The following is a 15,801-nucleotide window of genomic DNA, read 5'->3' on the forward strand; positions in this document are numbered from 1 at the left end:
AAGGTAGAAGCAAAACGGCAACGCAAGTTGCCTTTTTTAGTGTTTGCTCCCTCTCCACGTGGGTGTACGGTCCGGGGTGAGGGCATCAGGCCGCACGCAACCATGCTATGCTGTTGACCGAATTAACGACAACATCGCAGGGGAGAAAATGGGTTCCACACGTAAAGGGATGCTAAACGTCCTGATCGCCGCCGTTTTATGGGGCAGTTCCGGCGTTTGCGCGCAGTACATCATGGAGAAAAGCCACATTTCTTCGCCTTACCTGACCATGGTTCGCCTGCTGTTTACCGGCGTGATCCTGCTGACGCTTTCTTTCGTGCACGGCGATAAGATTTTCTCGGTCATCAAACATCGCAAAGACGCCCTCAGCCTGCTGATTTTCTCACTCGTCGGCGCGCTCACCGTGCAGCTCACCTTCCTGCTGACGATTGAGAAATCCAACGCAGCCACCGCTACCGTGCTGCAGTTTCTCTCGCCGACCATTATCGTGGCCTGGTTCGCCCTGGCGCGGAAAAAGCGCCCCGGCGTGTTTGTGCTGTCGGCCATCATGACGTCGCTTGTCGGTACGTTTCTGCTGGTCACCCACGGCGACCCAACCTCGCTCTCCATCTCGCCTGCCGCGCTGTTCTTCGGCATCGCCTCGGCGTTTGCCGCCGCGTTTTACACCACCTATCCGTCAACGCTGATCGCCCGCTACGGCACGCTGCCGATTGTCGGCTGGAGTATGTTGATCGCCGGGCTAATGCTGGCGCCGTTCTACGCCGGGCGCGGGACCACCTTTGTGATTGACGGCAGCCTGCTGCTGGCGTTTTTCTACCTGGTGGTGATTGGCACGGCGCTGACGTTCAGCCTGTATCTGAAAGGCGCGCAGATGATTGGCGGGCCGAAGGCGAGCATTCTGAGCTGCGCCGAGCCGCTGAGCAGCGCGCTGCTGTCGGTGATTTTGCTGGGAGTGGCGTTCACCCTGCCGGACTGGCTGGGGACGCTATTGATTGTGTCGTCGGTAGTGTTGATTTCAATGGATTCGAGAAGACGGGTTCAGACATCGGCGTAGCCTGATGTCCCCTCACCCTAACCCTCTCCCCACAGGGGAGAGGGGACGGCTCGGTGCTGTCTTTTCACCCTCGCCCCTTTGGGGAGAGGGCCGGGGTGAGGGGGGAAATTGACTTACTTCGCCTTAACCTTCCCCGCCACCAGCAGCGCGGTCAGCAGCATCAGCGTGCCGGAGATCACCAGAGGTGACGTCAGCCCCAAATGGTCGAGCGCCACGCCGCCAATGGCCGCGCCGCAGGTGTTCGCCAGCTGGATCACCGCCACCTGAATCGACCCGGCTTTTTCCGCCTGATCGGCCAGCGTGCGGGTGATCCACGTCGACCAGCCCACCGGCACCAGGGCAAAGGCCAACCCCCAGATAATCGCGATGGCAGACGCCACCCACTTATCGCTGCCCCACAGCACCAGCACCGCCGCGCTCGCTGCCAGCACCAGCGGCGCACCCGCCAGCGCCACCTTCAGGGAGCGTTTCAGGAACTGGGAAGACAGCGAGGTGCCGACAAAGCTGGCGATACCAAAGCTCAGCAGCACCAGCGTCAGGCCGTCCACGTCAAAGCCCGCCATGGTCATAAACACCGGGCGGATGTAGGTAAAGAAGGCAAACTGCCCGGCAAAGGACATAAAGATGGCGGTCATCCCCGCCAGCACGCCGGGGCGCTTCAGCAGCGCGAACATGTTCTGTTTGTGGTGCGCCGCTTCGCCCGGCAGGGACGGCAGCGCCTTCCACACCCAAATGATGCAGAGCAGGCCCATCACCGCCGCCGCGTTAAAGACGTTACGCCAGCCGATAATCCCGCCGAGGAAGCTGCCGAGCGGCGCGGCAATCACCAGCGCGATAGAGACCGCACCGAAGATAACGGAAAGCGCTTTTGGCACCGTCCGCGCGGGCACCAGGCGCATGGTCAGCGAGGCCGACATCGCCCAGAAACCGCCTAATCCCAGCCCCAGGCAGGCGCGCCCCAGCAGCAGCAGGGTGAAGCTTTCCGCGAAGGAGACCAGCAGGCAGGAGAGCGTCAGCAGCACGCTGAACAGAATGACCACCTTGCGGCGGTCGATGGTGCCAATCACCTGGGTGATAAACAGGCTGGCGAACATCGCCACGAAGGCGGTAACGGTAACGGACTGCCCCGCCACGCCCTCGGAAATGCCCAGATCCTGCGCCATCGGCGTCAGCAGGCTCACCGGCAGAAATTCAACGGTAATCAGGCAGGCGACGCAGAACGCCACGGCGAAAACGGCCGACCAGTTGGGGCGAGAAACCTCTTTGGTCTGCGGTCTGGTCGTGGGCTGGATATGTTCTGTCATGGCGTCACCTGAAGATAAAAACGTGCGGAAAAGTCGCGCAGTTTATCATCAAAAGTGTGACGGATTTAACGATTTGACAACTTTTGTCGTTTTTACAGGGGATCAGTGCAGGTAAAACACGCCCTCTTCCGGCAGGAAGAGCTGGTTATAGCGAAGCTGGAAAGCGTTTAGCTCCTGCGGATCGGGCTCCATCTCGCGCATGAAGCCAAGCGCCAGACGAATTTGCGCATCGGTAATGGGTGCGGCAAGGCGGGCTTTACGCAGAATGCGGTGCCAGGCGTGCAGGTTCTCCTCGCTGCCGTCGACAATGCAAACCTGCCAGATCAGCAGCACCTGCGCAGCGTTTTGCAGATGCGCCTCGTCGGGTCGCTCAAGGTAGCGGATAAACTCATTGCCGGGCGTTTTACCGAACTGGTCGATCATCGACTCGACCGGCATCGGGGTGATCCCCAGACGCTCGCTCAAACGTTTGATGGCGCGGCGGGAATCTGAGGTCAGGACGCGAAATCCCACCACAAACACCACGGCAAGCGTTGCCAGCATTATCCAGACCATGCGTTCTCCTATGAATTGCCGCTCATCATAGCGGGAAACGCAGGGCGTCGACAGCGACAGGCATAAAAAAGCCCGGCATCACACACCGGGCAAAGAAGTTACCTGCACACTCAGGCTGTTTTTAATTTCTGCGCGCGATTCTCACGGCGAATTTTACGTTCTTCCAGCACCGCTACCATCGCCATCAGGACGATACAGCCGATGGCTGCCGCATCCAGCGCCGCGAAGGTGCCCGCCCAGCCGGTGAGGCCGAAAATTGGCGTGCCGTCGGCGATCATCCCCAGACCCAGCTTGGCGAAGCTGTCGCCGATCAGGTAGGCGAAGGTGCCTTTAATCCCATCGGCGGCGCCGATCGCTTTTTTCGGTACGAAGCCGACTGCCGCCACGCCGATCAGCAGCTGTGGACCAAACACCAGGAAGCCGAGCGCGAACAGGGACGCCAGGTAAACGTACTGGTTGCTGGCATGCTGGTAGACGCCGAGCGTGGCGATAATCAGCGCCAGCGCGACGCAGGCCACCAGCGCGCGACGGCCGTTGGCGAGATCGGAGAGCCAGCCCCACAGCAGCGTGCCGACCAGGGCGCCCACTTCGAACAGGGTGAAGCCCTGAATCGCCACTTCTTTAGAGAGCTTCAGCTCCTGGAAGGCATACACGGTCGACCACTGGTCAATACCAATACGCACCACGTAGAGGAAGATGTTTGAGAAGCACAGCAGCCAGATCACTTTGTTTTTCAGCACGTACTCAACAAAGATCTGCCATTTGGACATCTCGTTTTCTTCGGTCTCTTTGTCCTCTTCGCTGATCTCCTCGCCGAACAGCTCTTCGGCTTTGCCGAGGCCGTAAGATTCCGGGGAGTCGCTGCCGTAGCGCAGGCCGATAAAGCCGACAATCAGGGCGATAATCGACGGGAAGATAAACATGCCGATCACGTGGCCGTCGAACAGGTAGTTTGCGCCAAACAGCGCCACGCCTGCCGCCCCCGCCCCGCCGAGGTTGTGGGAGATGTTCCACATGCCGAGGTACGAACCACGCTTGCGGCGCGGGGTCCATTTGGTGATGGTGGAATAGCTGCACGACCCGCCGGTACTCTGGAAGAAGCCGCTCAGGGCGTAGAAGGCGATCATCATGAACAGGCTGACGGAGCCCGCGCCCATGCTGGCGCTGAAGCCGAGCATACAGATGGCGGAGAGGATCAGCATAAACGGCAGGAACTGCTTGGTGTTTTTGCCGTCCGCGTAGTAGGAAACGACGGTTTTACCCACGCCGTAGGTGATGGAGAAGCCCAGGCCAATCATCCCCAGCTGCGTCATGCTCAGCCCGTAGGTTGAGATCATGTCGTTCTGCGCGATGTTAAAGTTTTTGCGGATCAGGTACATGGTCAGGTAGCCGATGAAGACCACCAGATAGGACTGCATGAACGGTTTGAACCACATCTTGCGCCGCACGTCGAGCGGCAGATCCAGGGTCGGCTTGCGCACCTGGTTGAGGAAGGCCAGCATGGTTTGCTCCTGAGCTGATTTTTACCTGCGAATGGCAGGCATTGTAAAAATCAGCCGGGAGAGATGCCTGAGACAGCGTCCAGGTAAAACCGGGAAAATTTCCTGGTTTTGCGCCATTCGGGGTGAAAAGGTGAGACGCATCACGCTTCGCTCACCTCGCGCGGCGCCTGCGCGTGCAGGAAGGGCAGCAGCAGCAGCGCGGAAATCCCCGCCGCGATGGCGATCACCGCGAAGAAACCGCTCCAGTGCCAGACGTCGATCACCCGCGCCAGCGGCCAGCCGGAGAGCGATGCGCCGAGGTAGGCAAACAGCCCGACAAAGCCCGTCGCCGCGCCTGCCGCCTCTTTGTGGGAACACTCCGCCGCCGCCATGCCGATCAGCATCTGCGGGCCAAACACGAAGAATCCGGTGGTGAAGAAGCACGCCGCCTGCATCACGTAGCTGGCGAACGGCATCAGCCACAGCGAGCCGACGGAGAGCAAAATCCCGGCGGCGAAAATCAGGTTCATCGGGCCACGGTTGCCGTTGAACAGCTTGTCCGAGCCCCAGCCCGCCACCAGCGCGCCGATAAACCCGCCCAGTTCGAACATCGTCACCGCCGAGTTGGCGGTCACCAGATCCACGCCGAGCGTCTCGGACATGTACAGGTTGCCCCAGTCGTTGATCGCCGCGCGCACCACGTAGACCAGCACGTAGCAGAGCGACAGCAGCCAGATGTAAGGGTTTTTCAGCACGTACTTGGTGAGGATCTCCCTGCGGGTCAGCCCCGCGCCCTCCTGCTGCTGGGCAATCTCCATTTCGTCGTGCCGCCAGTCGCCCACCGCAGGCAGGCCGACGGTTTGCGGCCGGTCGCGCAGGCGCCAGCAGAGAAACAGCCCGGCAATTATCGCCAGGCCACCGGCAATCATCATCCCCGCGCGCCAGCCGTAGTGCAGCGCCGCCGCCCCCACCACCATCGGAATCAGCGCCCCGCCGACGTTATGCGCGGTGTTCCAGATTGCCCACCAGCCGCCGCGCTCGTTGCGCGAATACCAGGCGGTGAGCAGGCGGGCGCAGACCGGCGCGCCCCAGCCCTGGAAAAAGGCGTTCAGCGCCCACAGCAGGGCAAAGGCCCAAAGCGACGTCGAGAAGCCAAACAGGATATTCACCACCCCGGTGGCGATCAGCCCAACGCCCATGAAATAGCGCGCGTTGGAGCGGTCGCTGACGATGCCGGAGAAGAACTTCGACAGGCCGTAGGTGATGTAAAACAGCGTCGCCAGCAGGCCGATATCGGTGCGCGTCATCACGCCGCTGGCGAGGATTTCCGGTGCGGCGGCGTTGAAGCTTTTGCGGGTGAAGTAGAACAGCGCGTAGCCGAGCCAGATGGTCATCAGGATATGGCGACGCCAGTAGCGGTAGCGGGCGTCGATTTCCGCTTTATCGCCAATCGGCGCGGCGCTGGCAGGGGTTTTAAACATGGTAACTCCGTAGCGGCAGGCTGACGCTGACGCGCGTCCCGTGGGTGCAGGAGAGGTTCAGCGTGCCGCCCAGCGCCTTCACGCGCTCGCGCATGCCCGCCAGGCCAAAGCCCTGCTGGCCGGAACCCGGCGGCAGGCCGCAGCCGTCGTCTTCAATTATCAACTTCAGGCTGTCGTCCTGCTGCCAGCCCTGGATGGTAACCGCGCTGGCGCTGGCGTGCTTGACGATATTGTTAAGCCCTTCCTGACAGACGCGGAACAGCGTCACGCGCTGGCCTTCGCTGAGCGTAGATTCGTTAATGCGCCAATCGAGATGGCTGACTATTCCGCGGCTTTCCAGCTCCATCTCGCGCATCAGGGAACGCACCGCCTGCTCCAGCGTAAGGTCGTCAAGCTGGCGCGGGCGCAGCCGTCCTAACAGGCGTCGAACGGAATCATAGACGCCCAGAGAAAGCTGTTCGATATGCGCCCCGCCCTGCTTCACGCCCGCGTTTTCCGCCGCCAGGCGCTGGACAATGCCCGCCTGGGTGCGGATAGCGGTGATGGTCTGGCCGATATCGTCGTGCAGCTCGCGGGCGACCTCCTGCCGCACGCTCTCTTCGGTTTCCAGCAGACGCTCCGCCAGACGACGGTTGCGCGCCAGCTCGTTTTGCAGGGACTGGTTCAGCTCGCGCAGGCGCTGAATGCCCGCGCCGAGCAGCAGCCCGGTCAGGCTCTGAGCCAGCAGGGAAAGCAGTAAATCCACAGGGTGATCGTGCCAGGTCTGGCTGGCGATCAGCGCGATGGCGTTCATCAGCGTGGCGATCAGCGCCCCCTGCCAGCCGTAGTGCCAGGCCAGGGCGATAATCGGCAGCGCCAGACAAAACGGCGTGAAGCGAGAAAGCTCGGCGGGCAGGCCAAGCTGGAGCCACAGGCTCACCACAAACAGCAGCAGATACCAGATGAGGTGCCGGGCGCGCCAGTTCACCGGCTGGGAAACCAGCGCCGGGCCGAGAGGCTGCCAGACGGTGCTGGTGAGGTAGTGCCAGATCACCAGACAGGTTGGCGCGAGCGTCAGGCCGCCGGTGAGGGTCAGCAGCAGGGCGTTGAGCATCTCCTTCTCGCCGATCCACGGAAGCGACTGCAGCAGCGCGGCGGCCATCAGCGCCGCCCCCTGCCGCAGCAGAGTGCGCCAGTCGCGCTGGTGGCGGTAGCGGGAAATGAGGGCAACCGGGAGAAGCGTGAGCAGGCTTCCGGTCATCAATAAGGGCAGGTGCGCGAGGGCAACCTCCTGCGCCAGCCAGACCAGCATCAGCCATTCAGCACCGAGCAAAACGGGCCAGTAGGCGCGCGGACACTGGAGCATTAACCCCAGACGCAGGCCGAAGGGAAACAGCAGCACCGCCAGCTCCGGGCGTTCCACCAGGTGCAGGCTGATGCTCCACAGGCAAAACCAGGCGGCGGAGAAGATAAAAAAGCTGGCGACAACGGCGATCAGCCGTGAAAAAGCGGAACTCATTGCCAGCTGTCAAACATGCGGCGCGCCAGCTCGACGTCGTTGCTGACGTTGAGTTTTTCCATCAGGTTGGCGCGGTGGACGTGCACGGTTTTCGGGGACAGCTCCAGCTCGGCGGCAATCTCTTTCACCGACATCCCCTGCGCGAGCTTCTCAGCCACCTGGCGCTCGCGTCGGGTGAGCGGATCCTGACGTCCGGCCGCCAGCTTGATGGCGATATCCGGCGTTAAATAGCAGCCGCCGGTGGAGACGGTTCGCACGGCGGCGATCAGTTCGTCGGGGCTACAGCGCTTGGAGAGAAAGGCGCGCGCGCCCGCGTTGAGGGCCTGCTCGACCAGCGCCGGGCTGTCGTGGACCGACAGCATGATCGTCGCCATCCCTTTCGGCAGCTGGCTTAGCAGCTCCAGCCCGGAGAGATCCGGCATCGAGATGTCGCAGATACAGACCTGCACCCCGCGCCCCGGCAGGCCCGCCAGCGCCTCGCGACCGGAGCCAAACTCGGCCACGACCTGAAAATCCGGTTCGAGGTTTAAAAGCTGGGCAAAGCCGGAGCGGACGATAAGGTGGTCGTCGATGAGAGCGATGGTGGTCATGTGTGTTCCTGCGGTCTGAAAACGCCGGATGGCGCTGCGCTTATCCGGCCTGCAAGCGCGACGCCTGCAGGCCGACCAGGGCGCTTACCTTAAGCGATTTATTCGAAAAACACCGCAATTTTGTTAAACATGGTGGGATCGGACTGGTTGCGCGCCACTCTGGTGACGTCTTCCAGCTTGTCGATCTGCGCCATCATCTGCTCCAGACGCTGGTCGTCGTTGACCAGCAGCCAGATGCGGCTGTGCTCGCTGCCCTGAATCGGCAGACAGAGAATGCCTTCCACGTTAAACGCCCGGCGGGCAAAGAGCCCGCAGACGTGGGTCATGACGCCAGGGTGGTTGCGGACGGTGAGTTCCAGAATGACGTTATCATGTTGTTTCTGCATGGCTTATTCTCCCACCATCTCAGTATTTGCCGCTCCCGGCGGCACCATCGGATACACTTTTTGTTCAGGGTCGATACGCACGTGGATCAGCGCCGGGCCGGGGCGAGAAATCGCGTCCTGCAGCGCCGCGTGGGCATCCTCTTCGGCGTTCAGATCGCAGGTGTGCAGGCCAAAGCCGGCGGCAATCTGCATGAAGTTAATCATCCCCGGATAGGTCGCGGCAAACACGCCCTGCTTGTAGAACAGGCTCTGCTGCTGGTGCACCAGCCCCAGCGCCTCGTTGTTCATCAGGATGATTTTCACGTCTAACTGGTTTTCGGCCGCGGTGGCCATTTCCTGAATATTCATCATCAGGCTACCGTCGCCGGAGAAGCAGATGACCTTGCGGTCCGGGTTGGCGAGCGCCGCACCCACAGCTGCGGGCAGACCAAAGCCCATGGTTCCCAGACCGCCGGAGGTCAGCCACTGGCGCGGACGGTTCAGCGGGTAGGCCTGGGCGGTCCACATCTGATGCTGGCCGACGTCGGTGGTGATAATTGCGCTGTCGTCCACGCAGGCGGCCACGGCGTTGATAAGACCGTAGTGGCTCAGCGGGTCGCCTTCGGTTGGGATGGCGCCCGGGAACTCGCGCTGCAGATCGGCCACCAGCTGGCGCCAGTCGGCGCGGTCGGCTGCGTCCGTCTGCGGGATCAGCTGCGCCAGAACCTCGGCCACGTCGCCCTGAATCGCCACGTGCGGCTGCTTGATTTTACCCAGCTCGGCGCGGTCGATATCCACGTGAATGATTTTGGCGTTCGGGCAGAACTGCTCGGTTTTGCCGATCGCCCGGTCATCAAAACGCGCGCCCATAACAATCAGCAAATCAGCCTCTTGCAGGATGTAGTTGGTGCTGCGCGCGCCGTGCATGCCCAGCATGCCGAGAGAGAGCGGGTGCGCTTTAGGCAGCATGCCCAGCGCCATCAGGGTCATGGTGGTCGGCAGGTTGGCTTTCTCTGCAAACTGGCGGATTTCATCCGCAGCGTTAATCGCTCCGCCGCCCAGATAGAGCACCGGGCGTTTGGCGGCGTTAATCATGGCGGCGGCATCGCTCACGCTCTCAGCGCTGAATTCCGGCGCGGGGGCACGCTCGCCCGGCTCCGGCAGGACGTCGATTTCGATCTCAGCGGTCTGGACATCCTTAGGAATGTCTATCCACACCGGGCCCGGGCGGCCAGACTGCGCAATGCGGAACGCATCGCTGATAACCTGAGGAAGCTCGCTGATATCGCGAACTAAATAGTTATGTTTGGTGATGGGGATAGAGATGCCGTAGGTGTCCACTTCCTGGAACGCATCGGTGCCGATCATTGAGGACGGTACCTGGCCGGTAATGCAGATCAGCGGAATGGAGTCGAGGCGCGCGTCGGCGATGGCGGTCACCAGGTTGGTTGCGCCCGGGCCGCTGCAGGCCATACAGACCGCCGGTTTGCCCTGCGTACGCGCCATGCCCTGAGCAATAAAGCCTGCCCCCTGCTCGTGGCGCGCCAGCACGTGGCGGATCTGCGTGCTTTGGCTTAACGCATCGTACAGCGGCAGTACCGTGCCGCCAGGGATACCCGCAACCGTGGTGATGCCCTGCCGTTCCAGCAGATGAACGATCAGCTGCGCGCCAGTAAAACGCGTCGTGGTGGATGTTGTGCCCGAACTTGCCATGCTCCAGTCCTTTTCTTCTGGGCCGACGTTCCGGGGAGGGTCCTAAACGAAAAACCCCGCCCGGTTTGCGCCGGCGGGGTTTTGGATTCGTGTGTTGATCCAGTCCCTACGGCGCATTGCCGACGACCACCACCACACGCACGACGACCACTGCGGCTGGTTGCGCAGTTTTTAGTAGGGTCGAAGTGAAGATGGATGAAGTCATTGGGGACCTGTGTTTGGAATCATTGATGGAATTTATACAAACACAGGTTTTCGGGCGTGACAATGGAAATATTTTCATCTGCGCAAAAATGCGCCAGGGATCACGTTTCGTTTGTTGGGTGATGAAAACAAAAAACCCCGCCGGAGCGAGGTTTTTATCAGGATTTTGCGGTTGGTCGCCGCAGAACACACTGTGTTACGTCAACGCAAAAAGTATACGCGATCGAAGACGAACGCGCAATTCAGGCACGGATTTTGACGTTTTTGAGTATGGATGGGGTTTCGGGTTTTGTCCAGAAAATACTGTTCATGCATACAGTATTTATCTATACTGAGGGTGTTCGCAGTGAGCGAGGGGGCCGCAGTTTTACCGGCGCAACGAAGTCCTGGCTGAAACGGGTGGTGCCGTCAGTGCCTTAACCCCTGAAGTGAGCACACTGTGTTACGTCAATCCAGGTGCTGGCAACAGGCGGCGGAAAGGTACGCCAGCATCGTGCTCCTTTTAACCAAAAGGAGACGCGTATGAGCGTAGTGGATATGGTGATACTTATCCTCAAACTCATTGTTGCAGTACTGCAACTGCTTGATGCTGTCCTGAAATTCCTTCGGTAATTCAGGTTCAAGTCGCACCTGAGAGGGGCGGGAAACCGCCCCTCTTTAATAACGAGGGAATGCTATGTCGCGTCTGTTAATTGAGCCCGTCACACCGGATGAACCGGGGTATATCGCCCTGAAGGCTGAAAGTATCGCACTGAATTTCAACATGCTGCGCAGGCTGGAAGAGAACTGGCAGCGCGGCGAGAACCGCTTTAACGCGCCGGGAGAAAAGCTGCTGGGCGCGTTTCTCAACGGCAGGCTGGTCGGCGTGTGCGGCCTCAACCGCGATCCGTTCAGCCAGCAGCCGCGCGCCGGACGTATTCGCCATCTCTACGTCAGCGAGAAGTGCCGCGGGCTGGGCATTGGCAAACAGCTTTTAACCGTGGTGATGGCCGATGCCAGCATCTGGTTTGATTTTCTGAATACCCACGCGCCAGACACCGCGTATGGCTTCTATCGCCAGGCGGGTTTTACGCTGGTCTCGGACGAGCCGCGGGTGACGCACCGCCTTTTTTGTGCCGTGTAACCGGCTGGCAGCATCAGGGTGTGAATGTTACAGTTGAGTGACAATTCATCACCCGATACGCCATGACCACCACCGTTTTCTGCATTTTGCTCTTCGCCGCACTGCTGCATGCCAGCTGGAACGCCATCGTTAAGGCCGGAACGGACAAGCTCTATTCCGCGATAAGCCTCAGCGGATCCGCCACGCTTATCGCTCTGGTCTTACTGCCGTTTTCCCCACAGCCATCTGCTGCAAGCTGGCCGTTTTTGATCGTCTCCTGCGCCTTACAGGTTGTGTACACCGTGCTGGTAGCGAAAACCTATCAGGTCTCCGATATGAGCCAGACCTATCCTCTGATGCGCGGCACCGCCCCGCTGCTGGTGGCGCTGATCGGCGTGCTGGCGCTCGGCGATCGTCTCTCCTGGCTCGCCTGGTCCGGCATCGGAGTAATTTGCCTTTCGATTCTGGCGATGGCGATGCATGGCCGCATGCAGTCACGCAAAGGGATCTGGCTGGCGCTGCTGAACGCCTGCTTCATTGCCGGGTATACGCTGGTGGACGGCACCGGCGTGCGGCTGTCGGACACCGCGCTGGGCTACACGCTGTGGACCTTCTTTATGAATGGCTTCTGCCTGCTGAGCTGGGCAATGGTGGCGCGTCGGCGCGAGGCGTCCGGCTACCTGCGCCTGCACTGGAAAAAGGGGTTACTCGGCGGGGTGGGCACCATGGGCTCTTACGGTCTGGCGCTTTGGGCCATGACGCAGGCACCGCTGGCGGTGGTCGCGGCGCTGCGTGAAACCTCGATTCTTTTCGGGGCGCTGATCGCGTTTGTCCTTTTAAAAGAGAAGGTTGCGGGCCTGCGCATCGCGGCGGCGCTGGGTATTGCTGGCGGCGCCATTCTGCTGCGCCTGGCGTAAATCACTGGCAACATTAGTTGCCGTCCTTGTTTACAAATCCTGCCTTTCCCGGTTTTTTCATTCACCACGACAATGCTTAAATTGTCATCTCTCTGTGGTAGATTCCTCGCGCATTTATGGGAATGCGCAGTCACTTATTCTTCATTTTTCTCTTTTGGCAAAAGTATTCAGCGACATGAAAAAACAAAGGAACGTTAACTTATTGTTGATGCTGGTGTTACTGGTGGCCGTCGGTCAGATGGCGCAAACCATCTACATTCCGGCGATTGCCGACATGGCAAAGGAATTGAACGTCCGCGAGGGCGCGGTGCAGAGCGTGATGGCAGCCTACCTGCTGACCTATGGCGTTTCGCAGCTCTTCTACGGCCCGCTGTCTGACCGAATCGGGCGTCGCCCGGTGATCCTGGTGGGCATGAGCATTTTCATGGTGGCGACGGTGATTGCCATTACCACGCACAGCCTGACCGTACTGATTGCCGCCAGCGCCCTGCAGGGCGTCGGGACCGGCGTCGGTGGGGTGATGGCGCGAACCTTACCGCGCGATATGTATCAGGGCACCCAGCTCCGTCATGCCAACAGCTTGTTGAATATGGGTATTCTGGTCAGCCCGCTTCTCGCCCCGCTGATTGGCGGCCTGCTGGACACGATGTGGTCCTGGCGCGCCTGCTACGCCTTCCTGCTGGTGCTGTGCGTGATTGTCACCTTCAGCATGGCGCGCTGGATGCCGGAAACGCGCCCGCAGGACGCGCCGCGCACGAAGCTTATCACCAGCTATAAAACGCTGTTCGGCAACGGGTCGTTTACCTGCTACCTGCTGATGCTGATCGGCGGCCTGGCGGGCATTGCGGTGTTTGAAGCCTGTTCCGGCGTGCTGCTGGGCGCGGGTCTGGGCCTGAGCAGCATGGTAGTGAGTATTCTGTTTATTCTGCCGATCCCGGCGGCGTTCTTCGGTGCGTGGTTTGCCGGACGCCCAAATAAACGCTTCTCCACCCTGATGTGGCAGTCGGTGATCAGCTGTCTGCTGGCGGGTCTGATGATGTGGATACCGGGGCTGTTTGGCGTGATGACGGTCTGGACGCTGCTCATCCCGGCAGCGCTGTTCTTCTTCGGCGCGGGGATGCTGTTCCCGCTGGCGACCAGCGGCGCGATGGAGCCGTTCCCGTTTCTCGCAGGCACGGCTGGCGCGCTGGTGGGCGGTTTGCAGAATATCGGCTCCGGCGCGCTGGCCTGGCTCTCGGCGATGATGCCGCAGACCGGGCAGGCTAGTTTGGGCCTGCTGATGACGCTGATGGGGCTGCTGATTTTACTGTGCTGGCTGCCGCTGGCGTCGCGTGTTCCGCATCACGAGCAGCCGGTTTAACCGCATGATGGCCCGGCTTCTCGCCGGGCTTTTCACAGACGGGCGCAATCATCGCCTGCAGTAACGGCTCCGGCGCGGGCCGCCAGGCTCCCTCTTCCCCGTCGTAAAACTGGAAATCCGCGTTCAGCGCATACGGGATTTTCGCCTTTTGCAGCTCGCAGGCCATAAAGGTGGAGAACGCCATTTGCGAAGCGGTTGGCGTGAGATGGTTTGACTCTCCCACTCCCCAGCCCCCGACCCAGCTCACGTGCCCGGTTTTTTGCTGCCAGCGCAGCGCGGTAGTGATGCGATTATGGATAGCCGCTTTCTCCGTCGCCGTGCCGGACGTCCACGGGTATTTACCGCTATTTTTCAGCGGCCCCCACGGGAAAATATGCCACTCTGCCAGCAGGTAGTTTTGGCTGTGCGCGGGCAGCTTCAGGCTGGATAAATCCTCCGGCGCGGCGCGCAGGCGTGGCGCAATAAAGATCATGCGCTGCGGGTCCATGTCGTGGATCGCTTTAATGGTTTTTTCATACACGCGGTTTAGCGACGCGAGGTTGTGGTTAAGCTTGTCGGCCGGCTCATAAATGAGATCAAAACCCAGCAGCGGATAGCTCTGACCGAAATAGTGCGCCACGGCAATCCACCAGTTAATCGTCTCTTTCTCGTTATCGGCTTTCGGGTCGTTTTTATATTCATCAGCCTGATAAGCGATAATCGGGATCACGCCATACTGTTCGCAGGCTTCCACCAACTTCCGCAGGTGAATTAGCCGCGCTTCCGTCGGCTCATCGGCGACGCGAATGCGCACGTGGGTAATGCCTTTTGCACGAAAATCGCGCACCACCAGCGGGTCGAATTCGCGTATGCCGCGCTCGGTGCGCGCCCAGTCCACATCCATCCCGACGCCCAGCTGCTGCGCATAACGGGCAGCCGTCAGCGGCGGCTCAGCGGCAATCGCCCAGCCGGAAGAGATCAGTAATGCACAGGCAATAAAAGGCTTTAACACGGTTTACCCTGGATAAATCGAAAGCATTACCTGTATTTAGCACGCTTTTTCACATTTCGTGTAGAGCGAAAGCGTAATAATTCTTCAACCTGCCAGTTCTCTCAGCCAGCCGATAAAGGCGTCTATTTTCGGCCACTGTCGGCCAGAGAGCGTCGAGATATAGTAGTGCTGATGGCATTTCAGGGTCTTTTCACCAAACGGGGCGATAAGCTCGCCCCGTTCGAGCCGTTTCTGCACCAGCCGCTTTCTGCCCATCGCGACGCCGACGTGGTTGATGGCCGCAATAATCGCTAAATCGGAACGATCGAAACCAATACCCGACGATGGCGGCATATTCACCGCAAAATGTTGCGCCCAGCTCAGCCACTCATCCGTACCGGAATCGTTGCTCCAGGCCTGACGGTCGTGCAGCAGCGTGCAGTGGCTGAGGTTATCGGGGTTTTTCAGCAGCTCATGCTCGCGGGCATACTGCGGCGAGCAGACGGGCAAAATCTCCTCGTCCATCAGGAAGTGATGAGAGAGGTGGTTTGGCGGCGTATCGTCGAAATAGAGCGCCAGATCGACGCCCGTTCGCTGCATATTGACGTAATCATTGCCGGTCAGGATGGTGAGTGAAATCGACGGATAGCGGCGGGTAAAGTCCCCCAGCATGGGCACCAGCCAGCACTGAGCGATCGACGGCCGGGAGTAGACCGTCAGCGTGCCGGACAGCGCCTGGTTTTTGATGTCCAGGATCTCCTGATTCAGGGTGTCGAGGGACGACTTAAGCGTCCAGTAAACGCGCTTTCCCTCCTGCGTCAGCTCAACTTTACGGTGCGAGCGGACAAACAGCTGAATACCCAGCTCCTCTTCCAGCAGGTTGATGCGGTGGCTCACCGCGCTTGGGCTGAGCGACAGCTCCTCCGCCGCCAGGGCGAAAGACTCATGCCGGGCGGCCACTTCAAAGGTGTACATTTTCGACAGCTGCCAGCCGTTTAACAGGCGGTTTCTGGCTTCATTCGCATCGGTCATCACAATTCTCACGCGAGTTTTCTGCGCTCAGCATACCGCTCAAGGGTGAATTTATGTGAACCTAATACGAATTAAGTGCGCTTTTTAGACCGCAGTCACTCAGTTGATCCAATCTGGCTCACCTGAACGCCAATTTATATCGTTTGTCAGCCCACGCCGTTTTTTCGTCCAATAC

16 protein-coding genes are annotated in these 15,801 nt (G+C 60.1%); 5 read left to right on the top strand and 11 right to left on the bottom strand.

Going from position 1 to position 15,801, the window contains the following annotated elements; all coding sequences use genetic code 11:
• Positions 1-148: 148 nt before the first annotated feature.
• Positions 149-1,054 (top strand): DMT family transporter, encoded by a 906-nt coding sequence (locus ACWKXN_RS20090; RefSeq protein ID WP_454544255.1) that lies wholly within the window; start codon positions 149-151, stop codon positions 1,052-1,054.
• Between the two features lie 113 nt (positions 1,055-1,167).
• Here the strand turns inward: ACWKXN_RS20090 and nepI are convergent, their stop codons facing one another.
• The 9 genes from nepI to ivbL form a co-directional block, all read right to left on the bottom strand.
• A complete protein-coding gene (gene nepI / locus ACWKXN_RS20095; RefSeq protein WP_033144329.1) occupies positions 1,168-2,358 on the bottom strand; it encodes a purine ribonucleoside efflux pump NepI in 1,191 nt (396 codons plus the stop codon).
• A 102-nt stretch (positions 2,359-2,460) separates the two neighbouring features.
• On the bottom strand, positions 2,461-2,913 hold the full coding sequence (locus tag ACWKXN_RS20100) for a DUF1198 domain-containing protein (protein WP_454544256.1): 453 nt from the start codon (positions 2,911-2,913) through the stop codon (positions 2,461-2,463).
• Between the two features lie 110 nt (positions 2,914-3,023).
• Positions 3,024-4,415, bottom strand: coding sequence for a hexose-6-phosphate:phosphate antiporter (gene uhpT, locus ACWKXN_RS20105; RefSeq protein WP_023333957.1), 1,392 nt, complete (start codon positions 4,413-4,415; stop codon positions 3,024-3,026).
• Between the two features lie 140 nt (positions 4,416-4,555).
• A complete protein-coding gene (gene uhpC, locus ACWKXN_RS20110) occupies positions 4,556-5,875 on the bottom strand; it encodes an MFS transporter (RefSeq protein ID WP_033144332.1) in 1,320 nt (439 codons plus the stop codon).
• On the bottom strand, positions 5,868-7,373 hold the full coding sequence (gene uhpB / locus ACWKXN_RS20115) for a signal transduction histidine-protein kinase/phosphatase UhpB (RefSeq protein ID WP_447725064.1): 1,506 nt from the start codon (positions 7,371-7,373) through the stop codon (positions 5,868-5,870). The genes uhpC and uhpB overlap by 8 nt, the downstream gene beginning before the upstream one ends.
• The gene (gene uhpA / locus ACWKXN_RS20120; RefSeq protein ID WP_454544257.1) at positions 7,370-7,963 is read right to left on the bottom strand and encodes a transcriptional regulator UhpA; all 594 of its coding nucleotides are present in this window, start codon (positions 7,961-7,963) and stop codon (positions 7,370-7,372) included. The genes uhpB and uhpA overlap by 4 nt, the downstream gene beginning before the upstream one ends.
• A 98-nt stretch (positions 7,964-8,061) precedes the next feature.
• Complete coding sequence (gene ilvN, locus ACWKXN_RS20125; RefSeq protein ID WP_033144334.1) at positions 8,062-8,349, bottom strand: acetolactate synthase small subunit; 288 nt, start codon at positions 8,347-8,349, stop codon at positions 8,062-8,064.
• A 3-nt stretch (positions 8,350-8,352) separates the two neighbouring features.
• Positions 8,353-10,041 (bottom strand): acetolactate synthase large subunit, encoded by a 1,689-nt coding sequence (gene ilvB, locus ACWKXN_RS20130; RefSeq protein WP_048976215.1) that lies wholly within the window; start codon positions 10,039-10,041, stop codon positions 8,353-8,355.
• A gap of 106 nt (positions 10,042-10,147) precedes the next feature.
• Positions 10,148-10,246 (bottom strand): ilvB operon leader peptide IvbL, encoded by a 99-nt coding sequence (gene ivbL, locus ACWKXN_RS20135; protein ID WP_057979964.1) that lies wholly within the window; start codon positions 10,244-10,246, stop codon positions 10,148-10,150.
• 521 nt (positions 10,247-10,767) lie between these two features.
• Here ivbL and tisB point away from each other — a divergent pair.
• The 4 genes from tisB (at position 10,768) to emrD (ending at position 13,624) form a co-directional block, all read left to right on the top strand.
• Positions 10,768-10,857, top strand: coding sequence for a type I toxin-antitoxin system toxin TisB (gene tisB, locus ACWKXN_RS20140; protein ID WP_023309830.1), 90 nt, complete (start codon positions 10,768-10,770; stop codon positions 10,855-10,857).
• 64 nt (positions 10,858-10,921) lie between these two features.
• Complete coding sequence (locus tag ACWKXN_RS20145; protein ID WP_047059212.1) at positions 10,922-11,368, top strand: GNAT family N-acetyltransferase; 447 nt, start codon at positions 10,922-10,924, stop codon at positions 11,366-11,368.
• A gap of 62 nt (positions 11,369-11,430) precedes the next feature.
• A complete protein-coding gene (locus ACWKXN_RS20150; protein ID WP_454544258.1) occupies positions 11,431-12,264 on the top strand; it encodes an EamA family transporter in 834 nt (277 codons plus the stop codon).
• Between the two features lie 175 nt (positions 12,265-12,439).
• On the top strand, positions 12,440-13,624 hold the full coding sequence (gene emrD / locus ACWKXN_RS20155) for a multidrug efflux MFS transporter EmrD (RefSeq protein WP_033146466.1): 1,185 nt from the start codon (positions 12,440-12,442) through the stop codon (positions 13,622-13,624).
• Here the strand turns inward: emrD and ACWKXN_RS20160 are convergent.
• Together ACWKXN_RS20160 and dsdC are read right to left on the bottom strand one after the other, a co-directional pair.
• Positions 13,527-14,615 carry a cellulase family glycosylhydrolase gene (locus ACWKXN_RS20160; RefSeq protein ID WP_069303448.1) on the bottom strand — a complete coding sequence of 363 codons (1,089 nt, stop codon included), beginning with the start codon at positions 14,613-14,615 and terminating at the stop codon, positions 13,527-13,529. The two genes, emrD and ACWKXN_RS20160, sit on opposite strands and share 98 nt — an antisense overlap.
• Positions 14,616-14,699: 84 nt before the next feature.
• Positions 14,700-15,626 carry a DNA-binding transcriptional regulator DsdC gene (gene dsdC / locus ACWKXN_RS20165; RefSeq protein ID WP_069303447.1) on the bottom strand — a complete coding sequence of 309 codons (927 nt, stop codon included), beginning with the start codon at positions 15,624-15,626 and terminating at the stop codon, positions 14,700-14,702.
• Between the last annotated feature and the right edge of the window lie 175 nt (positions 15,627-15,801).

This window comes from Enterobacter sp. UPMP2060 (assembly GCF_053709655.1).

Bases quoted from the DNA above. Each gene is read 5' to 3' on its own strand.
- ACWKXN_RS20090 (WP_454544255.1), top strand. From the start codon at position 149: ATGGGTTCCACACGTAAAGGGATGCTAAACGTCCTGATCGCCGCCGTT.
- nepI (WP_033144329.1), bottom strand. From the start codon at position 2,358: ATGACAGAACATATCCAGCCCACGACCAGACCGCAGACCAAAGAGGTT.
- ACWKXN_RS20100 (WP_454544256.1), bottom strand. From the start codon at position 2,913: ATGGTCTGGATAATGCTGGCAACGCTTGCCGTGGTGTTTGTGGTGGGA.
- uhpT (WP_023333957.1), bottom strand. From the start codon at position 4,415: ATGCTGGCCTTCCTCAACCAGGTGCGCAAGCCGACCCTGGATCTGCCG.
- uhpC (WP_033144332.1), bottom strand. From the start codon at position 5,875: ATGTTTAAAACCCCTGCCAGCGCCGCGCCGATTGGCGATAAAGCGGAA.
- uhpB (WP_447725064.1), bottom strand. From the start codon at position 7,373: ATGAGTTCCGCTTTTTCACGGCTGATCGCCGTTGTCGCCAGCTTTTTT.
- uhpA (WP_454544257.1), bottom strand. From the start codon at position 7,963: ATGACCACCATCGCTCTCATCGACGACCACCTTATCGTCCGCTCCGGC.
- ilvN (WP_033144334.1), bottom strand. From the start codon at position 8,349: ATGCAGAAACAACATGATAACGTCATTCTGGAACTCACCGTCCGCAAC.
- ilvB (WP_048976215.1), bottom strand. From the start codon at position 10,041: ATGGCAAGTTCGGGCACAACATCCACCACGACGCGTTTTACTGGCGCG.
- ivbL (WP_057979964.1), bottom strand. From the start codon at position 10,246: ATGACTTCATCCATCTTCACTTCGACCCTACTAAAAACTGCGCAACCA.
- tisB (WP_023309830.1), top strand. From the start codon at position 10,768: ATGAGCGTAGTGGATATGGTGATACTTATCCTCAAACTCATTGTTGCA.
- ACWKXN_RS20145 (WP_047059212.1), top strand. From the start codon at position 10,922: ATGTCGCGTCTGTTAATTGAGCCCGTCACACCGGATGAACCGGGGTAT.
- ACWKXN_RS20150 (WP_454544258.1), top strand. From the start codon at position 11,431: ATGACCACCACCGTTTTCTGCATTTTGCTCTTCGCCGCACTGCTGCAT.
- emrD (WP_033146466.1), top strand. From the start codon at position 12,440: ATGAAAAAACAAAGGAACGTTAACTTATTGTTGATGCTGGTGTTACTG.
- dsdC (WP_069303447.1), bottom strand. From the start codon at position 15,626: ATGACCGATGCGAATGAAGCCAGAAACCGCCTGTTAAACGGCTGGCAG.